The 22,353-nt window shown below is 65.9% G+C and carries 18 protein-coding genes; 9 read left to right on the forward strand and 9 right to left on the reverse strand.

What is annotated here, in order from left to right:
• Position 1: 1 nt before the first annotated feature.
• The 3 genes from KUW17_RS20515 to KUW17_RS20525 all read left to right on the forward strand — a co-directional run bounded on the left by KUW17_RS20515 (position 2) and on the right by KUW17_RS20525 (position 4,166).
• Positions 2-673 (forward strand): TetR/AcrR family transcriptional regulator, encoded by a 672-nt coding sequence (locus KUW17_RS20515; protein ID WP_222482174.1) that lies wholly within the window; start codon positions 2-4, stop codon positions 671-673.
• 290 nt (positions 674-963) lie between these two features.
• Complete coding sequence (locus KUW17_RS20520; protein WP_222482175.1) at positions 964-2,475, forward strand: FMN-binding glutamate synthase family protein; 1,512 nt, start codon at positions 964-966, stop codon at positions 2,473-2,475.
• 29 nt (positions 2,476-2,504) lie between these two features.
• Positions 2,505-4,166: an acetolactate synthase large subunit gene (locus tag KUW17_RS20525; RefSeq protein WP_222482176.1), complete on the forward strand. Its 1,662-nt coding sequence runs from the start codon at positions 2,505-2,507 to the stop codon at positions 4,164-4,166.
• 65 nt (positions 4,167-4,231) lie between these two features.
• Here the strand turns inward: KUW17_RS20525 and KUW17_RS20530 are convergent, their stop codons facing one another.
• The 3 genes from KUW17_RS20530 to KUW17_RS20540 all read right to left on the reverse strand — a co-directional run bounded on the left by KUW17_RS20530 (position 4,232) and on the right by KUW17_RS20540 (position 8,051).
• Complete coding sequence (locus KUW17_RS20530) at positions 4,232-5,128, reverse strand: complex I NDUFA9 subunit family protein (protein WP_222482177.1); 897 nt, start codon at positions 5,126-5,128, stop codon at positions 4,232-4,234.
• A gap of 103 nt (positions 5,129-5,231) precedes the next feature.
• A complete protein-coding gene (locus KUW17_RS20535) occupies positions 5,232-5,438 on the reverse strand; it encodes a dodecin (RefSeq protein ID WP_222482178.1) in 207 nt (68 codons plus the stop codon).
• Positions 5,439-5,585: 147 nt separating this feature from the next.
• Positions 5,586-8,051, reverse strand: coding sequence for a CoA transferase (locus tag KUW17_RS20540; protein ID WP_222482179.1), 2,466 nt, complete (start codon positions 8,049-8,051; stop codon positions 5,586-5,588).
• 107 nt (positions 8,052-8,158) lie between these two features.
• On the opposite strand from KUW17_RS20540, the gene KUW17_RS20545 reads away from it, so the two are divergent.
• On the forward strand, positions 8,159-9,073 hold the full coding sequence (locus tag KUW17_RS20545) for a LysR substrate-binding domain-containing protein (protein WP_222482180.1): 915 nt from the start codon (positions 8,159-8,161) through the stop codon (positions 9,071-9,073).
• Between the two features lie 71 nt (positions 9,074-9,144).
• On the opposite strand, the gene KUW17_RS20550 is transcribed toward KUW17_RS20545, so the two are convergent.
• Complete coding sequence (locus tag KUW17_RS20550) at positions 9,145-10,134, reverse strand: GlxA family transcriptional regulator (protein WP_222482181.1); 990 nt, start codon at positions 10,132-10,134, stop codon at positions 9,145-9,147.
• A 138-nt stretch (positions 10,135-10,272) separates the two neighbouring features.
• Here KUW17_RS20550 and KUW17_RS20555 point away from each other — a divergent pair, with 138 nt between their 5' ends.
• The 4 genes from KUW17_RS20555 to KUW17_RS20570 all read left to right on the forward strand — a co-directional run bounded on the left by KUW17_RS20555 (position 10,273) and on the right by KUW17_RS20570 (position 16,583).
• Positions 10,273-12,219, forward strand: coding sequence for an acetoacetate--CoA ligase (locus tag KUW17_RS20555; protein ID WP_222482182.1), 1,947 nt, complete (start codon positions 10,273-10,275; stop codon positions 12,217-12,219).
• Positions 12,220-12,237: 18 nt separating this feature from the next.
• A complete protein-coding gene (locus tag KUW17_RS20560) occupies positions 12,238-13,155 on the forward strand; it encodes a 3-keto-5-aminohexanoate cleavage protein (RefSeq protein ID WP_222482183.1) in 918 nt (305 codons plus the stop codon).
• A gap of 88 nt (positions 13,156-13,243) precedes the next feature.
• Entirely contained in the window at positions 13,244-14,665 is a 1,422-nt protein-coding gene (locus tag KUW17_RS20565) for a carnitine 3-dehydrogenase (RefSeq protein WP_222482184.1), read from the forward strand.
• Positions 14,666-14,891: 226 nt separating this feature from the next.
• The gene (locus KUW17_RS20570; RefSeq protein WP_222482185.1) at positions 14,892-16,583 is read left to right on the forward strand and encodes a BCCT family transporter; all 1,692 of its coding nucleotides are present in this window, start codon (positions 14,892-14,894) and stop codon (positions 16,581-16,583) included.
• Between the two features lie 138 nt (positions 16,584-16,721).
• Here the strand turns inward: KUW17_RS20570 and KUW17_RS20575 are convergent, their stop codons facing one another.
• The 5 genes from KUW17_RS20575 to KUW17_RS20595 are packed head-to-tail and all read right to left on the reverse strand — an operon-like array spanning position 16,722 to position 21,532.
• Positions 16,722-18,185: an aldehyde dehydrogenase gene (locus KUW17_RS20575; protein ID WP_222482186.1), complete on the reverse strand. Its 1,464-nt coding sequence runs from the start codon at positions 18,183-18,185 to the stop codon at positions 16,722-16,724.
• 12 nt (positions 18,186-18,197) lie between these two features.
• Complete coding sequence (locus KUW17_RS20580) at positions 18,198-19,235, reverse strand: LLM class flavin-dependent oxidoreductase (RefSeq protein ID WP_222482187.1); 1,038 nt, start codon at positions 19,233-19,235, stop codon at positions 18,198-18,200.
• Positions 19,232-20,158: a flavin reductase gene (locus tag KUW17_RS20585; protein ID WP_222482188.1), complete on the reverse strand. Its 927-nt coding sequence runs from the start codon at positions 20,156-20,158 to the stop codon at positions 19,232-19,234. The genes KUW17_RS20580 and KUW17_RS20585 overlap by 4 nt, the downstream gene beginning before the upstream one ends.
• Positions 20,155-20,958, reverse strand: coding sequence for an alpha/beta fold hydrolase (locus KUW17_RS20590; protein WP_222482189.1), 804 nt, complete (start codon positions 20,956-20,958; stop codon positions 20,155-20,157). Before KUW17_RS20590 ends, KUW17_RS20585 begins: the two co-directional genes overlap by 4 nt.
• Positions 20,930-21,532: an amino acid synthesis family protein gene (locus KUW17_RS20595; RefSeq protein ID WP_222482190.1), complete on the reverse strand. Its 603-nt coding sequence runs from the start codon at positions 21,530-21,532 to the stop codon at positions 20,930-20,932. Before KUW17_RS20595 ends, KUW17_RS20590 begins: the two co-directional genes overlap by 29 nt.
• Positions 21,533-21,639: 107 nt before the next feature.
• Between KUW17_RS20595 and KUW17_RS20600 the strand changes: the two genes are divergently transcribed.
• Complete coding sequence (locus tag KUW17_RS20600) at positions 21,640-22,314, forward strand: GntR family transcriptional regulator (protein ID WP_222482191.1); 675 nt, start codon at positions 21,640-21,642, stop codon at positions 22,312-22,314.
• Positions 22,315-22,353 lie beyond the last annotated feature (39 nt).

Genomic DNA, 22,353 nt, shown 5'->3' on the forward strand with positions numbered 1-22,353 from the left:
CATGGCCAGACGCGCCGCCCCGGTGCTGCACCGGGACAACCCCGACAAGGAGCCCCTCAGCGGCCATGTGAAGGTCACGCCGGAGGACTGGCTGAACGTGGCCCGCGACCTTCTGGTCAGCGAAGGGGTGGCCGGGGTCAAGGTGCTGGCGATCGGCGAACGGCTCGGCGTTTCGCGCTCCAGCTTCTACTGGTACTTCAAAAGCCGCAAACACCTGCTGGAGGCGCTGCTGGACGACTGGGAGGCGCGCAACACCGCGCCCATCCTCGACCATTGCGACCTGCCCGCCGCCAATATCTCCTGGGCGGTCTGCAATTTCTTCCGCTGCTTTGTGGACCCGGACCTGTTCGACGCCAGCCTGGACTTTGCGGTCCGCGAATGGTCGCGCCGCGACGGCAAGGTGCGCAACCGGATCGACGCGGCGGATGCGCAGCGGCTTGCGGCGGTGACGGCCATGTATGAGCGCCACGGCTACTCCGCCTATGAAGCAGAGGCCCGCGCCCGGATTCTCTATTTCATGCAGTGCGGCTACCACGCGCTGGAAGTGCGCGAGCCGATGCAGGCCCGCACCGCCCGGCTGGAGGGATACCTGCTGGGCTTCACCGGCGTGCACCCGGACCCGGAGGCAGTGGCCGCCGCCCGCGCCTTTGCGCAAGGAAAGATGCCCCGCTGACAGCAAGCGCATTTCTGCGCCGACCGCATCCGCATCGGCTTGCGGCTCTTGCCTGACTGCGCCTCAGGCTGGACAACTTTCCCCGCCTTGCCGCAGTATCCCCGGCAGGGCCGCGCCGGGCGGAACCTTTGCGGGCTGCTGCACGTTGCCACTGGACAGCAGTCCGCCCGCGCCCGCGGCTCCCACGGTTGTGACCGCTCCGTGACTGCGAATCCCGCCGCAATGGCGCAGTCTTCAGGAGCAGAAGCCAGGCCCGCTTGCGGCCCGGCCCCAAAGGAGCGAAGGAACCCATGTCCCAGCTATCCAGCACCGTCCTGGCGCTGCTCGAGATCCTGTCCTACACCTTCATCTTTGCCATCGGCGCGGGCCTGCTGCTGATTGTTGCGCTCTACATCCGCGACAAGACCCAGACCGCCAGCACCCTGCGCCGCAACTACCCGGTGATCGCCCGCTTCCGCTATCTGTTCGAGCATCTGGGCGAATTCTTCCGGCAGTATTTCTTTGCGCTGGACCGCGAAGAGATGCCGTTCAACCGCGCCGAACGCTCCTGGGTCTACCGGGCGGCCAAGAATGCGGACTCCACCGTCGCCTTCGGCTCCACCCGCGATCTGCGCCCGGCCGGAACCGTCTATTTTGCCAATGCCCCGTTCCCGGAGCTGGAGCACGCCGCAACCCCGCCCGCCGCGATCACCATCGGCCCCTATGCGCGCCAGCCCTATACCACCTCCTCTGTTTTCAACATCTCCGGCATGAGCTTCGGCGCCATCTCCGTTCCGGCTGTGCGGGCGCTGTCGCATGGCGCCAAGAAGGCCGGGATCTGGCTCAACACCGGCGAAGGCGGCCTGTCGCCCTACCACCTGGAAGGCGGCGCCGACATCGTATTCCAGATCGGCACCGGCAAATTCGGCGTGCGCAAGCCGGAGGGCGGCTTTGACGAGGACAAGCTGCGCGCGGTGGCGGCGCATGAAACCGTGCGCATGTTCGAACTGAAGCTCAGCCAGGGCGCCAAGCCCGGCAAGGGCGGCATCCTGCCCGGCGCCAAGGTGACAGAGGAAATCGCCGCCATCCGCGGCCTGACGCCGGGCAAGGACGCGATCAGCCCCAACCGCCACCCGGAAGCCGCCACCGTGGGCGAGCTGCTCGATCTGATCGCCTATGTGCGCGGGGTGACGGGCAAGCCGGTGGGGTTCAAGGCAGTGCTCGGCGCCTATGGCTTCCTCGAGGGCCTGTGCCAGGAGATCCTGGCGCGCGGGGCGGAAAGCGCGCCGGATTTCATCACCATCGACAGCGCCGACGGCGGCACCGGCGCCGCCCCGATGAGCCTGATCGACAACATGGGAATGCCGTTGCGCGAAAGCCTGCCGCTGGCGGTGGATGTCCTCACCCGCTATGGCCTGCGCGACCGCATCAAGGTCTGCGCCAGCGGCAAGCTGATCAACCCGTCTGAGGTCGCCTGGGCGTTCTGCGCCGGAGCCGATTTCGTTGTCTCCGCCCGCGGCTTCATGTTTGCGCTCGGCTGCATCCAGGCGCTGCAGTGCAACAAGAACACCTGCCCCACCGGCATCACCACCCACGACCCCAAGCTGCAATTCGGCCTCGACCCCTTCAGCAAGGCCGACCGTGTCGCCGCTTACGCCAAGAACATGGTCAAGGAGATCACCACTATCGCGCACAGCTGCGGCGTGGCTGAGCCGCGGCTGCTGAAACGCTACCACGCGCGCATCGTGCTGGACACGGGGCGGTCGGTCTCGATGGCGGAGCTGTTCCCGGAACAGGCGGCCCAGCAGTACGCCGCGCAATGACCCCCGACCCGAACCTGACAGGAGCCCCCATGCCAGACTCTGCACGCCCCGCCAAAGCCTCCGATCTTCTTGTTGCCGCGCTGGAGGCCGAAGGCGTCGAATATGTCTTTGGCGTTCCGGGCGAGGAGAACCTCGATCTTCTGGAATCGCTGCGCACCTCGAACATCCAGCTGGTGCTGACCCGCCACGAACAGGGCGCGGGCTTCATGGCGGCAACCTATGGCCGCCTCACCGGCAAACCGGGCGTCTGCATGGCCACCCTCGGCCCCGGCGCCACCAACCTGGCAACGCCTGCGGCCTATGCCCATTTGGGGGCGATGCCGCTGATCATGATCACCGGGCAAAAACCGATCAAGAAATCGAAACAGGGCCGGTTCCAGATCATCGACGTGGTCAACCTCTTTGATCCGGTCTGCAAGATGTCGCGCCAGATCGTGCACGGCAACACCATCCCCGCCCTGATCCGCGAGGCCTTCCGCGTGGCAGAGGAGGAACGCCCCGGCGCGGTGCTGCTGGAGCTGCCGGAGGACATCGCGGCAGAGCAGACCGATGCCGCTGTCATTCCTCCCCACCCGCGCCATTACGCGGTGCCGGACGAAACCGTTTTGGCGGAAGCCGCAGAGATGATCCGCGCCGCCAAAATGCCGCTGGTGCTGGTCGGCGCCGGGGCCAACCGCCGCAAGGCGCGCTCGGCGCTGAGTGATTTCATCGAACAGGTCCGGATTCCCTTCTTCAACACCCAGATGGGCAAGGGCGTGATCGACGAAAGCTCCGGCCTGTTCCTGGGCACCGCGGCGCTGTCGGACGGCGATTACCTGCACTGCGCCATCGAACGCGCCGACCTGATCATCAACGTGGGCCACGACGTGGTGGAAAAACCGCCCTTCTTCATGACCGAGGGCGGCACCAAGGTGATCCATGTAAACTACAAGGCGGCGCAGGTCGATCAGGTCTATTTCCCGCAGGTGGAGGTGGTCGGCGATCTGGCACAGACCATCATCCGGCTGGGGCAGATCCTCGGCGGGCCGCTGAATTTCGACCGCAGCTTTTTCGAGCGCATGAAGACGGAGACCGACACGCACATCGCCGAGCGCGCCGATGATCCGCGCTTCCCGGTGATCCCGCAGCGGCTGGTCGCGGACACCCGCAAGGTGATGGATGACTGCGATATCATCGCGCTCGACAATGGCATCTACAAGCTCTGGTACGCCCGCAACTACAAGGCCTTTCACCCCAACACTGTGCTTCTGGACAACGCGCTGGCGACGATGGGCGCGGGCCTGCCCTCGGCGATGATGGCGGCGCAGCTGAACCCGGGCCGCCGGGTGATGGCGATCTGCGGCGACGGCGGCTTCATGATGAACAGCCAGGAACTGGAAACCGCGGTACGGCTGGGTCTCAACCTGGTGGTCACGGTGCTGAACGACAGCGCCTACGGCATGATCCGCTGGAAACAGGCGCATGTCGGCTTTGCCGACTGGGGACTGGAGTTCAACAACCCGGATTTCGTGCAATACGCCGCCAGCTACGGCGCCACCGGCCACCGCATAACCCGCACTGAGGACCTGGCGCCAACGTTCGAGAAAGCCTTTGCCGCGTGCGGCGTGCATCTGATCGACGTGCCGGTCGACTACAGCGAAAACCAGCGGGTGCTGATTGATGAGCTGGCCGCCAAGACCTGCCTGATCTGACCCCGCCGCAGGCTGCGGCCGGTGCACAGGGGATGCACGGGGGGTGCACGTATGCTGCCCCGTGCCTACAGCAGGCCCATCGCAACCGCAGACTGCGGCGAGATCCCCAGATCATTGAACCCCGCCATCCCCTCGCCCGCGGTATTGTCCTGCCGCATCAGCGCAACCTGCGCCGGGGTGAGCGGCGGGTGCGGCAGCGGCGCCAGCAGCGCCGCCGCAATCCGCCACAGAACAAAGGGCACCGGCAGCAGCAGGCGGCGGCGGCCGCTGCGGGCCGCCAGCCGCTGCAGGATTTCGCGGTAGGTGAAGACGTCCGGCCCGCCCAGCTCGAACACCTTGCGCTGCGCGCGGGGGCCGTCCAGCACACGGGCCACCGCCTCAGCCACGTCGCAGGCCCAGACCGGCTGCAGGCGGGTGCGGCCGGTGCCGAACAGGGGGATCACCGGCAGATGCTCAACAATCTTCTGCAGATCCCCGAAAAAGGCGCCGTCACGGCTGAACATGACGCTGGGCCGCAGGATCACCGCATCGGGGCAGGCGCTGCGCACCGCCACCTCGCCTTCGGCCCTGGCCCGCACATAGGCAGAGGGCGAATGCAGGCTGGCGCCGATCCCGGAGATATGCACCAGCCGCTGACCGGGGGTCTCCTGCACCAGCCGGGCAATCCTGCGGGCGCCCGCCAGATGCACGTCCTGAAAGCTCTGCTGCCGGGTCTCGGTGTAGAAACCGATGCAGTTTATTACCCATCCGTTGCCGTTCAGGGCGCGGGCCATGACACTCTGGTCCGCCAGGTCCAGCGCCACCTGCGCCACCCCCGGCTCCCACTCCGTTGGGGCTGCGGCCCCGGGCGTGCGGGTGCCGGCGCTGACGCTGCACCCAAGCCGCTGCAGCCGCCGCACCACCCGGCGGCCGAGAAATCCCGTGCCGCCCAGCACAATCACACGCCGGGAACTGTTCTGCATCTGGCCGCGCTCCCCTTCCGGGTCTGCGCCACCAGATAGCACGCCTGCCCCGCTGCGCCACTTGCAGCGGAACCGTCAGCGCCCTGCCGGTCAGCTTAGCCGGTCAGTCCAGCCGGAACCCGATCTTGAGCCCGACCTGGTAATGCGCAACCTTGCCGTCCTCGACATGGCCGCGGATCTCGCCGACTTCGAACCAGCCGATGTGCTCGATGGTCTTGGACGCCCGGGCAATCGCCCCGCTGATGGCATCCTCGATGCTGGACTGCGAGCTGCCCACCACATCCACCGTCTTGTAAACCGCGTCACTCATAACACACCTCCTCACACTGCGGGGTCTGTCACGTTAACCGCTTTGGACCAGGAAACCTACAGAATCCGTATCCTGGCCGCGCCGCACAGCAACACCGGCCTTTCAGGACAGCGGTCCCGCCGGCAGCCATGCGATGGGTCGAACTGGTTATTCGGGCAGATATTTCTCCGACCAGCTATCACCTGCCGCACCGCTTGCGGCCATTGCCGCGGCCTCCGCTTCGGAGTACCCGAGCCGTTCCAGGATGGCCCTGGTGTGCTGGCCGTATTTCGGCATTGGGCCCGGAATGGCAATCCGGCCTGCCTGCGGGCGCACGGCATTGGGGGCCACCAGATCGCACCACCGGCCCATCGGGTGCCGGTCATGGCGGATCACGCGGAAAGTGGCCTGGTTCAGGTCGATACCGCCCTGGCTTTCCAGCTGCAGCGCCGCATCGCGGGTTTCATGCAGCGACGACAGCGGCACCGCGGCAGCGGAGGTTCCGGCAAAAGCCGCCCGCCAGTGCGGCAGCGGCTGGGCGGCGAAGCGTGCCTGCAAGGCATCGTGCAGCTGGTCCTCCGGCAGCTCTGCCAGGTCCGCCAGCTCCGGCACCCGCGCCAGCGCCGCACCGCGCTCGGTGGGGGCTGCAAAGAAGAACCAGCCGCCGGCGGCCTGATAGCAATGGTAGAACGGCCCCCATCCCAAGGCTTCGCGCCCCGAAGGTTCGTCAAAGGGCGCCCTGCCCTCAAAGTCATACATGAACTGCGACTGGATCAGGTTGCCGGCCGCCGCAAGCGAGGCGCGCGCCACCCCGCCCTTGCCGGTGTCCTCCAGCCGCAGCAGCGCGCCGCCAAGCGCCACGCAGGCGCAGAAGCCGGTCAGCACGTCGATGGTTCCGAAATGCGCGTGCTCCTCGGGTGTTTCCATGCCGCCGCCAAAGCGCAGCATCACACCGGTCGCCGCCTGCGCCAGATCGTCATAACCCAGGTGCCCGGATTTCGGCCCCCGCATCGGGCCGCCGAAGGCATCGAGCTGCACCAGGATCAGGCGCGGATTGATCTCTGCCAGCCGCTCCGGCGACAGGCCCAGCCGGTCGCGCTGCTGATCGGTGCCGTTCATGGTGATGACGTCAGCTTCGGCAATCAGCCGGGCCAGCGCCTCCTGCCCCTTTTCGCTGCGCAGGTTCAACAGGATGCTCTCCTTGCCGCGCTGCGCGTGGATGCCGAAGACAACCGTGTTCCAGGGATCCACCGAAGGCTCCACCGGCTGCACCAGCGTCACCTTTGCGCCGAAGCGCGCCAGGGTCGAGCCGATGGTCGGCCCGGCAATCACATTGGTCAGGTCCAAAACCTTGAGCCCGTCGAGCCAGCCCTTGCCCGCCCGGCCGCTGGCCCCGCCGCGTTCCGGTTCCGCCAGCAGCGCCGCCAGATCCGCCTCCACCGCGCCCGATTTCCGCACCGCGCCCGCGTCGCCGGACAGCCAGGCGACATTGCCCATCTGATGCATGATCCCGTGTTTGCTATCCTCCACTTTCAGGATCAGCCCGGACGCCAGCGCATGCGGGTCGTGCAGCCACTCCGCGGTGAACCGCTGCGCGGTCGCGGGCGCCTTGGCGGCGCCGAACAAATCCTCCCACTCATGCGCTGGCTTGGTCAGGAAGGCGGCCTTCATTGCCGAGGACACCCGCTCCCGGTCGGAAGCCCCGACCGGGTAGTTGCGCATCGACCATTCGGCGGGCCAGTCTTTGGCGTCCAGATAGGCAGAGAAATCCGGCAGCCCGTCTGCCAGTTCCTTCAGCCCCAGTGCCTCCAGCACCCGCCGCGGATGGGTGGCGACAGAGCCGCTCACCACATAGAACCCGCGCCCGTCGGCGCAGGTATAGGTGCGGTAGAAGGGATCGAGGAATTCGGACAGCTCCTCGAACCGCAGGTTCATCGGCAACCCTCGTGCTTGGCGCCGGTCCAGCTCCACCTCGCGCGGGGACTTGTAGCGCTCCGGGTAATCCTCAATCTGCTCGCAGTTATAGACCAGCCCTTCCAGCAGCGCGGCGGCCAGCGGCACCTCGATGTGATCGCCGCCGTTTTCGCGGCGGGCATTCAGCGCAAACAGCACCGACATGGCGCCAAAGCTGGCGCCATAGGCCGACGCCAGGGCCAGCGGCGAGAACGACGGGTTGATGCCCATCAGGCGGCGGTTCAGCCCCATGTCGGTGAACTGGCCGGTATAGGCGGCAATCACCGCCTCCCAGGCGGGCAGGCCTGCCAGTTCCGCGTCGGTGGAGGCAAAGCCGGGCAGCGACAGATAGACCAGCTGGGCGTTGGCAGCCCGCAGCACATCCGGCCCCAGGCCCAGGCGGTCCATCACCCCGGGGCGGAAGTTTTCGATCACCACATCGGCGCGTCTGGCAAGCGCAATGGCGGTGGCGCGGCCCTCTTCCGATTTCAGGTCCAGCTCAAGCGTCTGCTTGCCGCGTGACAGCATGTCAAAGGCCGGTCCGTCAAAGCCGGTTCCGCCGGGCCGGGTGATGCGGATCACCTCTGCCCCCATGTCGGCCAGCATCATGCCGGTCAGCGGGCCGGCCAGATAGTGACCGAAGTCGAGGACGCGGATGTGGGAAAGGGGGCGCTGCGGCATTGCGAGGGAACCTGTCTGTTGCAATCAAATCCTGGTTCGCCCCAGGTTATCTTTGCGCCGCGCAATATCCACTGGCCAAAAACGCATGGTCTCCCTAACATTTTCCTATGGAACGTTCGATACGCCCCACCGCCGGGTCGCTGAATTCCCTGCTGGTTCTGGAAGTGGCCGTGCGCCACGCCAGCCTGTCGCGCGCGGCCATTGAACTGGGACTGAGCCAGCCTGCAGTCTCGCGCCATATCGCCACGCTGGAGGACCGGCTGCGGCAGCCATTGTTTGACCGCAACAACAACCGGATCACCCCCACCGCCAATGCAATCCGGCTGGCGGATGCGGTGGCGCTGGGGCTGGGCCATGTGGACCAGGCCTGGAGCGAGGTCCTGGCAGCGCCGGAAACGGATGAGGTGACGCTCGCGTGCACCTTCGGCTTTGCCGACCAATGGCTGATGCCGCGGCATTCGGATCTGCGGGCCAGCCTGGGCGGCACAAGGGTCCGGGTGGTGACCACCGACCAGCTGGGGGATATCGACATGTCCCGCCTGGATGCGGCGGTGGTCTGGGATCCATCGCGGATGCCTGAGCGCCCGTATTTCCCGCTGATCCCGTCGGAGACCTTTCCGGTTTGCACCCCTGGCTTTCTGGCGGATCACCCGGAGGCAGCTGACGGCATTTCTGCTCTGCCGCCGGTGTCTTTCCTGCACTTCGACACCGGCAGCTCCGGTTTTCTGACCTGGCCGGGCTGGTTCGAGCAGGCGGGGCTGCCGCTGCCGCGCTTTGGCAAGGCGCCGGAATTTGATGCCTATCCGTTCCTTCTGCAGGCGGTTCTGGACGGCGAGGGCATAGCGCTCGGCTGGCTTGGGCTGGTCGATCAGCTGCTGGAGAATGGCCGCCTGGTCCGTGCAGGCCCCAGCGTTTTCAGCCGCGAAACCGCCTACTATGTACAGCATCGGCCGGTCCTGGACGAAACCGGTGCGCTGGCGCGTCTGCTGGCCTGGTTCCAGGGCCAAGCGCCTCACCGCTGATGGTACGCGGAACTTAAAAGCCCAAACCGGACGCTGCCGCGCCGGGGTGGCGGCGTCAATGGCTCCTGCCCCTAGGATCTGCCGCCTTTGCCCTGTGCGGCACGGTCCCACGGTTTTTCCTGCCCCCGCGCCTCGCGGATGGTCCTGCCGTAATGCCCGCTGAAGGACCGCCCGAGTGAGGAAGCAGAGGAAAACCCGCACCGGAGGGCAATCTGCTCCAGGCTTAGATGGGTCTCTTCCGACAGATAGCGGGCATGCTGAAGCCGCAGCATCTTGTAGTATTTGCCCGGCGTCATGCCCAGTTCACGCTGGAACGCGCGGGCCAGCGTGCGTTCGGACAGCGACACCCGTTTGGCCAGCGCCGCCGTGCTCAGCGGGGCTTCGATGGTTTCGGCCATCAGGTTCGCCGCCTTCAGGATCTTGGGCGAGCCCTTCTGCTCCAGCCGCGCGGCGCCGCGGTTCAGCTCCGACTGGCGCGACGGGTCGTAGACAAACATGGTCGAGGCGCCAAAGGCCGCGGCGGATCCGTAAAGATCCTGAATGAGGCTCAGCATCATGTCGAGCGCGGTGCTGGCGCCGCCGCAGGTGAGGAACGCGCCGGACCGTACAAACCGCGCGGTGGAAACCTCGACCTTGGGAAAGGTCTCGGCAAAGGCCTCCAGCTCCTGCCAGTGGATCGTCGCGGTATGGCCGTCCAACACCCCTGCCGCGGCCAGCAGCCAGGCGGCAGTGTCCAGTGCCAGCACCAGCTCCGCCCGCCGCACTGCGCCGCGCAGCCGCGCCAGCAGCGCGGGCGTCACCTGCCCGCGCACGTGGTAGCCTGCAACCAGCACCAGGGTGCGGTTGCCCCCGCCGTCGTCGAATGCCCCGTCAGGCGTGATCTGCAGGCCGCTGGAACTGGTGACCGGCGCGCCATCAAGGGTGCTGACCCGCCAGCCGGCCATCTCCTGGCCGGAGTTCATCCGCACGTCGCGCAGCGGCTCCATGGCGCTGGCCAGCACCATGTTGGAAAACCCGTCGAACAGCAGGAATTCGAATATCGGCGGCGGTTTTGACGGCATCTGTATAGTATTTGACCGAAACTGTATAAACGTTACGTCATTTCCTGCGCTAATCACGCTGCAAGTCAAGCCTCTTGACCCGATCCGAACCGACGCGCAGACGACATCTAAGCCCGCTCTCTAGCCACTGAGACTTCCATGACCACCGCTCCCCTTCTCTGGCAGCCGGATCTTTCGGCGCGCCGCAAACCTCTGCTGTCCGATTTCATGGCGCAGGCCTCTGCCGCTGCCGGAACCGCTCTGGACAGCTTCGCCGATCTGCACGCCTGGTCGGTCGCCCGGCCGGAGGAGTTCTGGCCGCTGGCCTGGGATTTTTGCGGGCTGGCGGGGGATAAGGGTGCGGAGCCGCTGCAGGCGGATGCCGACCCTATGCAGGTGCGATTCTTCCCGCAAGCGCGGCTGAACATCGTGGACACCTTCCTGAACAACGCTGACGGCCGCGAGGCCATTGTTTTCATTGGCGAGGACGGCCGCCGCATGGCCTGGACCCGCGCCGAGCTGAAGCGCGAGGTGGAAGTGCTCGCTGCCGCCCTGCGGGATGCCGGGATCGGCGCAGGCGACCACGTCGCGGGCTATGTGCCGAACATGCCGCAGACCGTGGCGGCAATGCTGGCCGCTGCCTCGCTGGGCGCGGTCTGGTCCTCCTGCGCGCCGGAAAGCGGGCCGGATGTGGTGGTCGACCGCTTCGGCCAGATCGAGCCCAAGCTGATGTTCGCCGCCGACGGCTATTTCTACAACGGCAAGACGTTTGAAACCCGCGCGGCGATTGCCGAAGTCGCCGCCCGGGTGCCGTCGATCCGGCAGATCGTGGTCTGGCCCTATGCGGGCGATGCCGCGGATTTGCCCGCGGGCATGACCGCCTATGAAGCTTTCAAGCAGGCGGACGCCCCGGCGCTGAACTGCCGTCCCATGGGCTTCCGCGATCCGCTCTATGTGATGTTTTCCTCCGGCACCACCGGCAAGCCGAAATGCATCGAGCATTCCGGCGGCGGCACCCTCCTGCGGATGCTGGTGGAGCAGCAGCTGCACTGCGACCTGCACCCGGGCGACCGGATGTTCTATTACACCACCTGCAACTGGATGATGTGGAACTGGCAGGTGGCGGCGCTGGCCTCCGAGGCCGTGATCGTGCTGTTTGACGGCAACCCGATGTATCCGGGCATGCGCCGGCTGTTCGATCTGGCCGAGGCTGAGAAGGTCACCCATTTCGGCATTTCCGCCAAATACATCGATGCCTCGCTGAAGCGCCGCAACCGGCCTGCGGACAGCCATGACCTGGCTTCACTGCGGGTGGTTCTGTCCACCGGCTCGCCGCTGTCGCCCGAGGGCTTTGCCCATGTCTATGCGGACTGGAAGGCGGATGTGCAGCTGGCTTCGATCTGCGGCGGCACCGATATTCTGGGCTGTTTCATCGGCGGCTGCCCGGTGCTGCCGGTGCATCAGGGCGAAATCCAGGCGCCGATGCTGGGGCTGGATGTGGCGACCCTGAACGATCAGGGCGAACCGGTTGAGGGCACGGCGGGGGAGCTGGTCTGCCGCAATGCGCATCCGTCGATGCCGACCCGGTTCCTGAACGACCCCGGTGATGCCCGCTACCGCGCCAGCTATTTCGAAACCTATCCCAATATCTGGCGGCAGGGCGATTTCACCATCCGCACGGAACACGGCGGCTACGTGGTGCTGGGCCGCTCGGACGCGACGCTGAACCCCGGCGGCGTGCGGATCGGCACCGCGGAGATTTACCGGCAGCTCGACAAGATCGGCGAGGTCGCGGATGCGGTGGTGGTCGGCCAGAGCATCGACAACGACGTGCGGGTGGTTCTGTTTGTGGTTCCTGCCGAGGGTGCCGCGCTGGATGATGCGCTAACCACCCGGATCAAAACGGAAATCCGCAAAAATGCCTCGCCGCGCCACGTGCCCGCGAAAATCATCGCCGTCGCTGACATCCCGCGCACCAAATCCGGCAAGACCGCCGAGCTGGCGGTGCGGGATGTGGTGAACAAACACCCTGTCCGCAACCTCTCCGGCATCGCCAACCCGCAGGCGCTGGCGCTGTTTGCCGATCACCCCGAATTGCAAGTCTAACCCCAAAGGAGCGAGACCATGCCCCTGACCATGAACCGAGACGTCTTCATCACCTGCGCCGTGACCGGCTCCGGCGGCACCCAGGACAAATCCCCCCATGTGCCGCGCTCACCCAAGCAGATCGCCGAGTCCGCGATCGCGGCGGCCAAGGCTGGCGCGGCGGTGGTCCACTGCCATGTGCGCGACCCGGAGACCGGTGCGCCGAGCCGTGATCTGGCGCTGTACCGCGAGCTTACCGACCGGATCCGCGATTCCGAGGTGGACGTGGTGCTGAACCTGACCGCGGGCATGGGCGGCGACATCGTGTTCGGCTCGACCGAAGCGCCGCTGCCGGTGAACGAGGCGGCAACCGACATGATCGGCGCGACCGAGCGGATGGCCCATATCGCCGAATGCCTGCCGGAAATCTGCACCCTGGACTGCGGCACCATGAACTTTGCCGAGGCCGATTACGTGATGACCAACACGCCCGGCATGCTGCGGGCGATGGGCCAGATGATGACCGATCTGGGCGTGAAGCCGGAGATCGAGGCGTTTGACACCGGCCACCTGTGGTTTGCCAAGCAACTGGTAAAAGAGGGAATTCTGGAACCCAACGCGCTGGTGCAGCTGTGCATGGGTGTTCCGTGGGGCGCGCCGAACGACCTCAACACTTTCATGGCGATGGTCAACAACGTGCCCGCCGACTGGACCTGGTCGGCGTTCTCCCTGGGCCGGGACCAGATGCCTTACGCGGCGCAGTCGGTTTTGGCGGGCGGCAACGTGCGGGTTGGCCTCGAGGACAACCTGTTCCTGGACAAGGGCGTGCTGGCCACCAACGCGCAGCTGGTCGAGCGCGCCGTCACCGTGATCGAAAACATGGGTGCCCGGATCATCGGCCCGGATGCGGTCCGCGAGAAGCTGGGCCTGACCAAGCGCGCGCCGGTGGCGAAATAAGCCGAAATGCGGGGGTGTCCTGCGTGCACCCCCTGTACATCCCCTGTGCACCGGCGGGCGCACAGGGAGGGCGATCAGAGGATAGATCATGAAAACAGCAGCAATCATCGGCGGCGGGGTTATTGGCGGCGGCTGGGCCGCGCGGTTTCTTTTGAATGGCTGGAACGTGCGGGTGTTCGACCCGGACCCGGAAGCAGAGCGCAAGATCGGCGAAGTGCTGGCCAACGCCCGCCGCTCGCTGCCCTCGCTTTATGACAAGGCGCTGCCGGCCGAAGGCGAACTGACCTTCCATGCGGACATGGCGGAGGCGGTGGCGGATGCCGCCTGGATCCAGGAGAGCGTGCCGGAGCGGCTGGACCTGAAACACAAGATCCACGCGCAGATCCAGGCGCACGCGCCGGCAAGCGCGGTGATCGGTTCCTCCACCTCGGGCTTCAAGCCGTCGGAGCTGAACGCAGCAGGAGCGCGTGCCGTGGTCGCGCATCCCTTCAACCCGGTCTACCTCTTGCCGCTGGTCGAGCTGGTCGGCGATGCGGAGACCTGCGCGCAGGCCGCGGGCCTGCTGCGGTCTGTGGGCATGTACCCGCTGACCGTGCGCAAGGAGATCGACGCGCATATTGCCGACCGTCTGCTGGAAGCGGTCTGGCGTGAGGGCCTGTGGCTGATCAAGGACGGCATCTGCACCACCGAGGAGCTGGACGAGTCGATCCGCATGGGCTTTGGCCTGCGGTGGGCGCAGATGGGCCTGTTCGAGACCTACCGGATTGCCGGCGGCGAAGCGGGCATGAAGCATTTCATGGCGCAGTTCGGGCCGGCGCTGGAATGGCCCTGGACCAAGCTGATGGATGTGCCGGAGTTCACCGAGGAACTGGTGGACCTGATCGCGGGCCAGTCCGATGCGCAGTCCGGCCATATGTCCATTCGCGCGCTGGAGCGGCTGCGGGACGACAACCTGGTCGGCATGATGCGGGCGCTGAAGAAATCCGGCAGCGGTGCCGGCGGTGTCATCAACACCCATGAGGCCACGCTGCCCGTGCCGGACGTGGTGGAGCTGCCGGTCACCGTCAGCCGCCCGGTGCCGCAGAGCTGGACCGACTACAACGGCCACATGAACGAGGCGCATTACACCGAGGCCTCGGCGCAGGCGACCGACCGGTTCATGGAGATGATCGGCTGCGACGCCGAGTACATCGCCGCGGGCGGCAGCTATTTCACCGTCGAGAACCACGTGCGCTTCCTGGATGAGCTGCACGAGGGCGATGCGCTGACCGTGACCACCCAGGTGCTGCAGGGCGAAGGCAAGAAAATGCACCTGTTCCACCGCCTGTTCGGCCCCGAGGGCAAGCTGGCGGCAACGGTGGAAACGCTGCTCCTGCACATGGACCTGAACGCGCGCGGCACCTCGCTGCCGTCGCCGGAGGTTGCGGACAAGCTGGCGTCCTTTGCCGCCGCGCACGCGGGCCTGCCGCTGCCCGAAGGCGCCGGGCGCCACGTCGGCCAGCGCGGATGACTTGGAAACCCGGCGGCTCGCGCGCTGCCGGGTTTCTTTTGCGGGCCGGATCTCCTCCCCGATCCGGCCCGTTTTTTGAAGGTGTGCTGCTGCGGATGCAGCGGCAGGGGGAGGACCAAGCCGGAGCGCGGCGGGGAAGGCTTCACCCCGTCAGGGTGTTCCGATCAGTTTCCTGAGCACGGAGGGCTCCAGGAGCTGAATGACCAAAAACCTATGGGAGGACCAAATGTCAGAAAGCAATTCCAACGGCCATCTGGTGGCGAAGTCCGGTTTCTTTACCGGTCTGCATCCGGGGATGGGCATGGCATCCAAGGCAATGATTGCCGCCTTCGTTATCTTCACCGTTCTGAACGTCGAGTTTGCAGGCGGTCTGTACAAGTCCATCCGCAGCTGGATCGAAGGCGGCCTCAGCTGGTACTACATCTCGGTCCTGGCCGGGATCATGTTCTTCTGCTTCTTTCTGATGTTCTCCAAGTTCGGCAGCCTGCGGCTGGGCGATGACGACGCGCGCCCCGAATTCAGCAACTTCAGCTGGTTTGCGATGCTGTTCTCCGCAGGCATCGGCATCGGCATCCTGTTCTTCGGCGTCGCGGAGCCGATCTTCTACTTCGACAACTCGGCGGTCTGGGGCTACCCGAACAACCCCCATGCAGAGCTGGCGGGCCATTCGGAAATGAACATGCAGCGCGCCATCGACGCGATGCGGGTGACCTATTTCCACTGGGGGTTCCACGGCTGGGCGCTCTATGTGATCGTCGGCCTGTGCCTGGCCTATTTCGGCTTCCGCAAGAAGCTGCCGCTGACCATGCGGTCGGCTCTGTATCCGCTGATCGGCGAGCGGATCTATGGCCCCTGGGGGCACTGCGTCGACCTGCTGGCGGTGTTCGGATCGGTGTTTGGCATCGCGACCTCGCTGGGGCTGGGCACCAGCCAGATGGCAACCGGCCTCAATGTGCTGTTCGGCATGGAGCCGACCCTGACGCTGAAGATCGCGCTGATCGTGATCGTGACCATCATTGCCACCGCCTCCACCGTATCGGGCGTGGGCAAGGGCATCCGTCTGATTTCCGAGTGGAACATCTGGCTGTCGATGTTCCTGTTGGCCGCCTTTGTGGTGATCGGGCCGGTCAAATGGCTGCTGGGCTTCTATGTGACCACGCTGGGCGATTACATCTGGAACTTCATCCCGATGGGTTTCTGGACCGCGAGCTCTGGGGAAAACATCGCCTGGCAGGGCGGCTGGACCATCTTCTACTGGGGCTGGTGGATCGCCTGGGCGCCGATGGTTGGCATGTTCATCGCCCGCATCTCGCGCGGGCGCACCATCCGCGAGTTCATGATCGGGGTGCTGTTCGTGCCGACCGCGATTGCGTTCTTCTGGCTGTGCATGTTCGGCGGCAACGCCATCTGGCAGGAACTGAACATGGCTGGCGGCCCGGGAGCCGACGGCGGCGCGGGGGTGATCCAGACCGTGCGCGACTGGGATCTGCCAGCGGCGCTTTACGGCACCATCGGCAACCTGGGTGCCACGTCCTGGCTGGGCGACCTCAGCTGGACCGCCTGGCCGCTGTCGGCGCTGGCGACGCTGCTGCTGTTCTCGTGGTTCGTGACCTCGGCGGACTCCGGCACGCTGGTGATTACCACCATGCTGTCGATGGGGGACGACAATCCGCCGAAGAAGTTCCGCATCATCTGGGGCGCAGGCATCGGCGCAACCGCAATCGTGCTGCTGATGGCGGGCGGGCTTGGCGCCTTGCAGACCGCGTCGATTGCGGCGGCCTTCCCGATTTCCTTTGTGATCATCGCGATGACCGTGGGGCTGTACAAATCGCTGAAGAGCGACCCCTCGGCTGCGCCGATCAGCGAAAGCGGCGCCGCACCGGATGGGACGCGGATCACACAGGATCTGCACGCCTGAGACGGGCAAGCACAGAACTGAGAAATGCGCCGGGCCCCTTTCGGGGCCCGGTACGCTGACGCTTCTGCTGATGTGCCGCTCCTTCGGTGGCCAGAACGGCGTTGCCACTGGCGATCCGCCTTGCAGTAAGCCGCAGGCCTACCGCATCACAAAGGGATCGGGGATCGGATCATCGCTGGTACGCAGCCAGACTGCCTTGACCTTGGTGTAATCCAGCGCTGCCTGCAGCCCGCCCTCGCGCCCGTGGCCAGACAGGCCGTGGCCGCCAAAGGGCGCAATCGGGCTGACCGCGCGGTAGGTGTTGACCCAGACGATCCCCGCCCGGATGCCCCGGATCATCCGGTGCGCGCGGGTGAGGTTCTGGGTGAACACGCCCGAAGCCAGGCCAAATTCGGTGTTGTTGGCGATCTCCATCGCCTCTGCCTCGGTCTCGAACTCCACCACCGACAGCACCGGGCCGAAGAACTCGTTCGACAGGCAGGGTGCCTCCGGTGCATCGGAGCAATCGAGCACCGTGGGCGGGAAATAGAACCCCTCCCCTTCCGGCACGATGCCGCCGGTGACCAGTTTCGCCCCGGCAGCAACCGAGGCTTCGATCAGCCGCAGCGCATGATAGCGCTGTTTCAGGGTGCAAAGCGGCCCGACCTCGGTTGCCATGTCATCCGGCGCGCCGATCACCACCGCTTCGGCTTTCTCCTTGAGCCGCTTGAGGAAGGCGTCCTTGATGCCCTTTTGGATCACCAGCCGCGATCCGGCGACGCAGCTTTGCCCGGTGGCGGCGAAGATGCCGGAAACCTGCGCGTTGACCGCGCTTTCCAGATCCGCGTCGTCGAACACGATGAAGGGCGACTTGCCGCCCAGCTCCAGCGAGGTGGAGGCGAGGTTTTCCGCCGAGTTGCGCACGATATGGCGCGCGGTTTCCGGCCCGCCGGTGAAGGCCACATGGGCGACCGACGCGTGGCTGGTCAGCGCAGCACCCGCCTCCGGCCCGCCGGTGATCACGTTCAGCACGCCGGGCGGGAAGCCCGCCTGATCAAAGATACGGGCAAATTCCAGCATCGGCGCCGGGCCTTCCTCGGAGGCCTTCAAGACCACCGTGCAGCCCGCCGCCAGCGCCGGTCCGATTTTGACAGCGGACAGGAACAGTTGCGAATTCCACGGCACGATGGCGGCGACCACGCCCACCGGCTCGCGCCGCAGCCAGACCTCCATGTCCGGTTTATCAATCGGCAGATGCGCGCCTTCGATCTTGTCGGCGAGACCTGCGTAATAGCGGTAGTATTCCGCCACATAGGCAATCTGGGCCGAGGTCTCGCGGATGATCTTGCCGGTGTCGCGGGTTTCCAGCTCTGCCAGCCGCGGCGCGTTTTCTGCCACCAGATCGGCCAGCCGCATGAGGAGCTTGCCGCGCTGGGTGGCGGTCATCCCCGCCCATTCGGCCGAGAAAAACGCTGCCTCCGCGGCCCGAACCGCCCGGTCCACATCCGCCGCCGAAGCGGCAGGCATCTGCGCCCAGGGTTTGCCGGTGGCCGGATCAAGGCTCTCGAAGGTTTCCCCTGCGTCCTCAAACGCTCCGCCAATGTACTGCTGGAAGGTCTGCATTCTCAGGTTCCTTTACTGAAACGCCGGCATCACCTCGGTGATGAACCGCTCAAGCGATGCTTTCTTGCGCTCGAAACTCATGCTGCTGTCGATCCAGAACGAGTATTCATCATACCCCAGGGCCTCATACTTCTTCAGCCGCTCGATCACCGCCGCCGGTTCGCCGATCACCAGATCGCGCTCCATCGCCTCGGGCGAATAGAACGGATGCGCCGCGATTTCCTCGTCGCTCAGCGGGTCGATCAGGCCCTGGCGGATTTCGCGCTTGTTCATGAACCAGGCGCCGAAATAGCAGTAGAACCGGTTCAGTTCCTCCGCCCCGCGTTTCACGTCCGCCGCGCTGTCCGCCACATAGGTGTGCTGCAGCAGCATGATCTTGGGCCGCGGCACTTGCGGGTGCTTGGCGCAGGCATCGTTGAACTTGCCCATCAGGTCGGCAATTTCCTCATCGCCTTTCCACAGCGGCGTCACCTGCACGTTGCACCCCTGCGCAACCGCAAATTCATGGCTGTTGGGATCGCGCGCCGCCACCCAGATCGGCGGGCCTTCCTGCTGCAGCGGCTTGGGCGAGGAGGTGGTTTTCGGGAAGGAATGAAACTCCCCCTCCTGCGCATAGTCGCCCTGCCACAGGCCCTGCACCGCCGGGATCAGCTCCCGCATCCGCTGGCCCGCCTCCCAGGCGTCCATGCCGGGCATCATCCGCTCGTATTCGAACGAATAGGCGCCGCGCGCGATGCCCAGGTCCAGGCGGCCTTCGGTGATGATATCGGTCATCGCCGCCTCGCCCGCCAGCCGGATCGGATGCCAGAATGGCGCAATCACCGTGCCGGTGCCCAGCCGCACGTTCTTGGTATGCCGCGCCACGTCTATGAGATTCAGGAACGGATTCGGCGAGATGGTAAAATTCATCCCGTGGTGTTCGCCGGTCCAGACCGCGTGCATACCGCCGTCATCAGCGATTTTGCACAGCTGGATGAACTCGTCATAAAGCTGCTTCTGGTCGTCGGCTTCCGAAATCCGCTCCATATGCGCAAAGAGGGAAAATTTCATGCGCCCTTGCTCCCTGTCGCCACGGGGCGGACCTGCCCGGTGGTCTGATTGCCATAATACACCCCGAAATTGCCCATCCGGCTTTCACTGGCGAACCGTTCCAGCATGGTGCAGACCGCCGCATCGGCGATGTCCATCAGCGTGGATTGGGTCAGGGCCGTGAAAACCCCCTTGGCCGGTGTGCCGCCGGCCGATTGGCACAGGAACGAGATGTGCTGATGTTCGCGCGCTTCGTCTTCGAATACGGAATAGATGAACCCCGGCTCCGCCTCGACGCCGGTTTCCGCAATCAGGCGGGCCAGGGCGGCTGAGGCGCCCTCCTTGCCCACCCGGGTTTCCGGCAGCGTCAGCTTGCCCTGATCGTTGCCCATGAGCAGCACCTTGCCCTCGTGCTCGATCAATGCCGAGACAATCAGCTTGGCGCCCTGGCTGAGGGCCTCGGCCTCGGCAGCCGCCGTCACATAGGCGCCGCGGGCGTATCCCAGCCCCGGTGCGGGCGAGGTCTCAAACGCCTCCACTCGGCCGATCAGGATCAGGTGATCACCGGCTTCCACCCGGTTGTGCATGGAGCAGTCGAACCAGGCGGAAACGTCCGCGAACACCGGGCTGCCCTGCGGCCCCTGCTGCCAGCTGACGGCGGCAAAACGGTCCTCGACCGGGCGGGCGAAAGTGTTGGAGACGTCCTTCTGATCCTCCGCCAGCACATTGACGGCAAACCCGCCCGCCTGTTCGAAGGCGGCGTAATTGCTGGAGGAATTGGCGATGCAGACCAGCACCAGCGGCGGGTCCAGCGACACGGAGGTGAAGGAATTGGCGGTAAAGCCGATGGGGTTCCCGTCCGGATCGTGCGTTGTCACCACGGTGACGCCGGTCATGAAGGTGCCAAAGGCATTGCGTAAGGATCTCGGGTCGATATCGCTCATGACGTCGCTCCTTCGGTGTTCAGCCAGGCGCGCAGGGCGGCGTTGACCTCTGCGGGCGCAGTCAGGTTGACCATATGCCGGTGGCCTTCGATGACAACCGCCCTGCCCTGCTGCGCGGCGGCGGCCATCATCTGCGCCATGTCCGGCGTCGAGTTCGGATCGCCGTCGCCGGTCAGCGCCAGCAGCGGGCAGCGGATGCCGCCGAACCCGTCCGCATAGGTGCTGTCGCCGCGGGCAAAGGCGGAATAGGCGGCGGCGTAGCCCGCCAGGTTCACGCCCGACAGCCATTCACCCACCTGCGCCCGCGCCTGTTGGTCGGCGGGGCTGCTGCCGAACCAGCGCGCCAGCGGCGTTTCCAGGTCAAAGCTGCCCGCGCGGATTTCCGCGGCGCGCGCCTCAACCGCAGCCCGTGCCCCGGCAGAGCGGCGGAACACCCCGTTCAGCAGCGCCACGCGGGCGACATTCTCAGGATGGCAGACCGCATAGCCGCCTGCAATCAGCGCGCCCATGGAATGGCCCGCCAGGCTGACCGGCCCCAGATCCAGCGCCTGCAGCACGGCATGCAGCCAGGCCACATAGTCCGGCAGTTCGGCGCCCTCCGGCAGCGGCGCGCTGCCGCCGTGGCCGGGCATGTCCAGCGCAATCACCTGATGGGTCAGGCTCAGCGCCTCAATCTGCGGCCCCCAGGCCGCCGATTGCATGCCAACCCCGTGGATCAGCACCACCGGATCGCCGCGCCCAGCCCGCAGGCAGGTGACGGCGCCGTAGGGCTCAGACAGCTGCAGGGTTGTCGACGTCATGACCCAGTTCCTTCAGGTCCTGATAGCGGTCGCCGATGCGGTGATGCGGCCGCCCGCCGATGGAGGCGCCAAGCGCGATCACGATCTCATCCGGGCCCGGCGCATCGGCCACCGACAGCTGGATTGTCAGGTAATGGCTGCGCCGCCCGCCGTCGTTCTTGTCCATCAGCGGGATCTGCAGGGGCGCGTTTGCCGGCCCGCGGGTGTTGGTGAAGGCGAGGTAGGACTTTGCCCCCACCGCCTCGCGGAAGTGGTTGCCGAAACGCAGCGTGTGGATGAGGGCGGAGGCATGCTCCACCTCGCCATTGACGCCGACGATGGCGGATTTGCCGTAGCCCTCCACCCGGTCGCCGCCGCCGGCGGCCTCCAGGATCATCGCGGTCAGCTTCTCGCCCAGCCCCGGCGCGCAGTCATGGATCGCCGGGCGCAGGTCCTCGACAAAGCCCTGCCCCGCCCAGGGGTTTTTGATCACCGCCACCGCGGCAATCATTTTCAGCGGGGTTTCCGCTGCCTTGCCGCCCTCGATCAGGGTCTCTTCGACATGCAGCAGCGTCTTTCGGATTTCGGCGGGCATGGGCGGGTCTTTCCTGTCTGATTCCAGTTGCCGTAATATGGTATACCATCATACAGTATGTCAATGCAGACTTGTTCCGCCCTGCCCCGGTTGCTATCGGAAGAAACATGACCAGCCCCATCATGAGCAAAATCAACCACCAGCCGCAGACCCTGCGCGACATTGTGCAGGAGCGGATGCGCGAGGCGATCATCTCCGGCCAGTTTGCCCCCGGCGAGCGGCTGGTGGAGCGTCCCCTGTGCGATCAGCTTGGCGTCAGCCGCACCGTGGTGCGCGAAACGATACGCTATCTGGAGGCGGAGGGGCTGGTGGAGATCCTGCCCGGCAAGGGGCCGATTGTGGCGCAGCTCACTTGGGCCGACGCGCGGCAGATCTACGACATCCGCCAGATGCTGGAGACCGCAGCCGCCACTGAATGCGCCCGCAACATCACGCCGCAGCTGGCAGAACGGCTGAGGGCGGCGCTGCAGAGCCTGCAAGAGGCCGTGGCCGCAGGCGTGCCCACCCCGATGCTGCGCGCCACGACGGAGTTCTACCGGATCATCTTTGACGGCGCCGGCCACAACGTCGCCTGGGAAATCGCCCAGCGTCTGAACGGCCGCATCAGCCGGTTGCGGGCGGTGACGCTGTCGACCGCGGAGCGGCAGAAGCCCGGCCCCGCCCATATGCAGGACATCTGCGAGGCGATTGTCTCAGGGGACGCAAAGGCTGCGCAAGCCGCCATTGAACAGCATCTGAGCGACGCCAAACAAACCGCAGAGCGCCTGTTGCAGGAAAAATAGCCGGTCTCCTCACTGGAAACCGGCTACCCAGGTTTGTTT

The sequence above is a fragment of the Leisingera aquaemixtae genome, assembly GCF_019801145.1.
GTDB lineage: Bacteria > Pseudomonadota > Alphaproteobacteria > Rhodobacterales > Rhodobacteraceae > Leisingera > Leisingera aquaemixtae_A.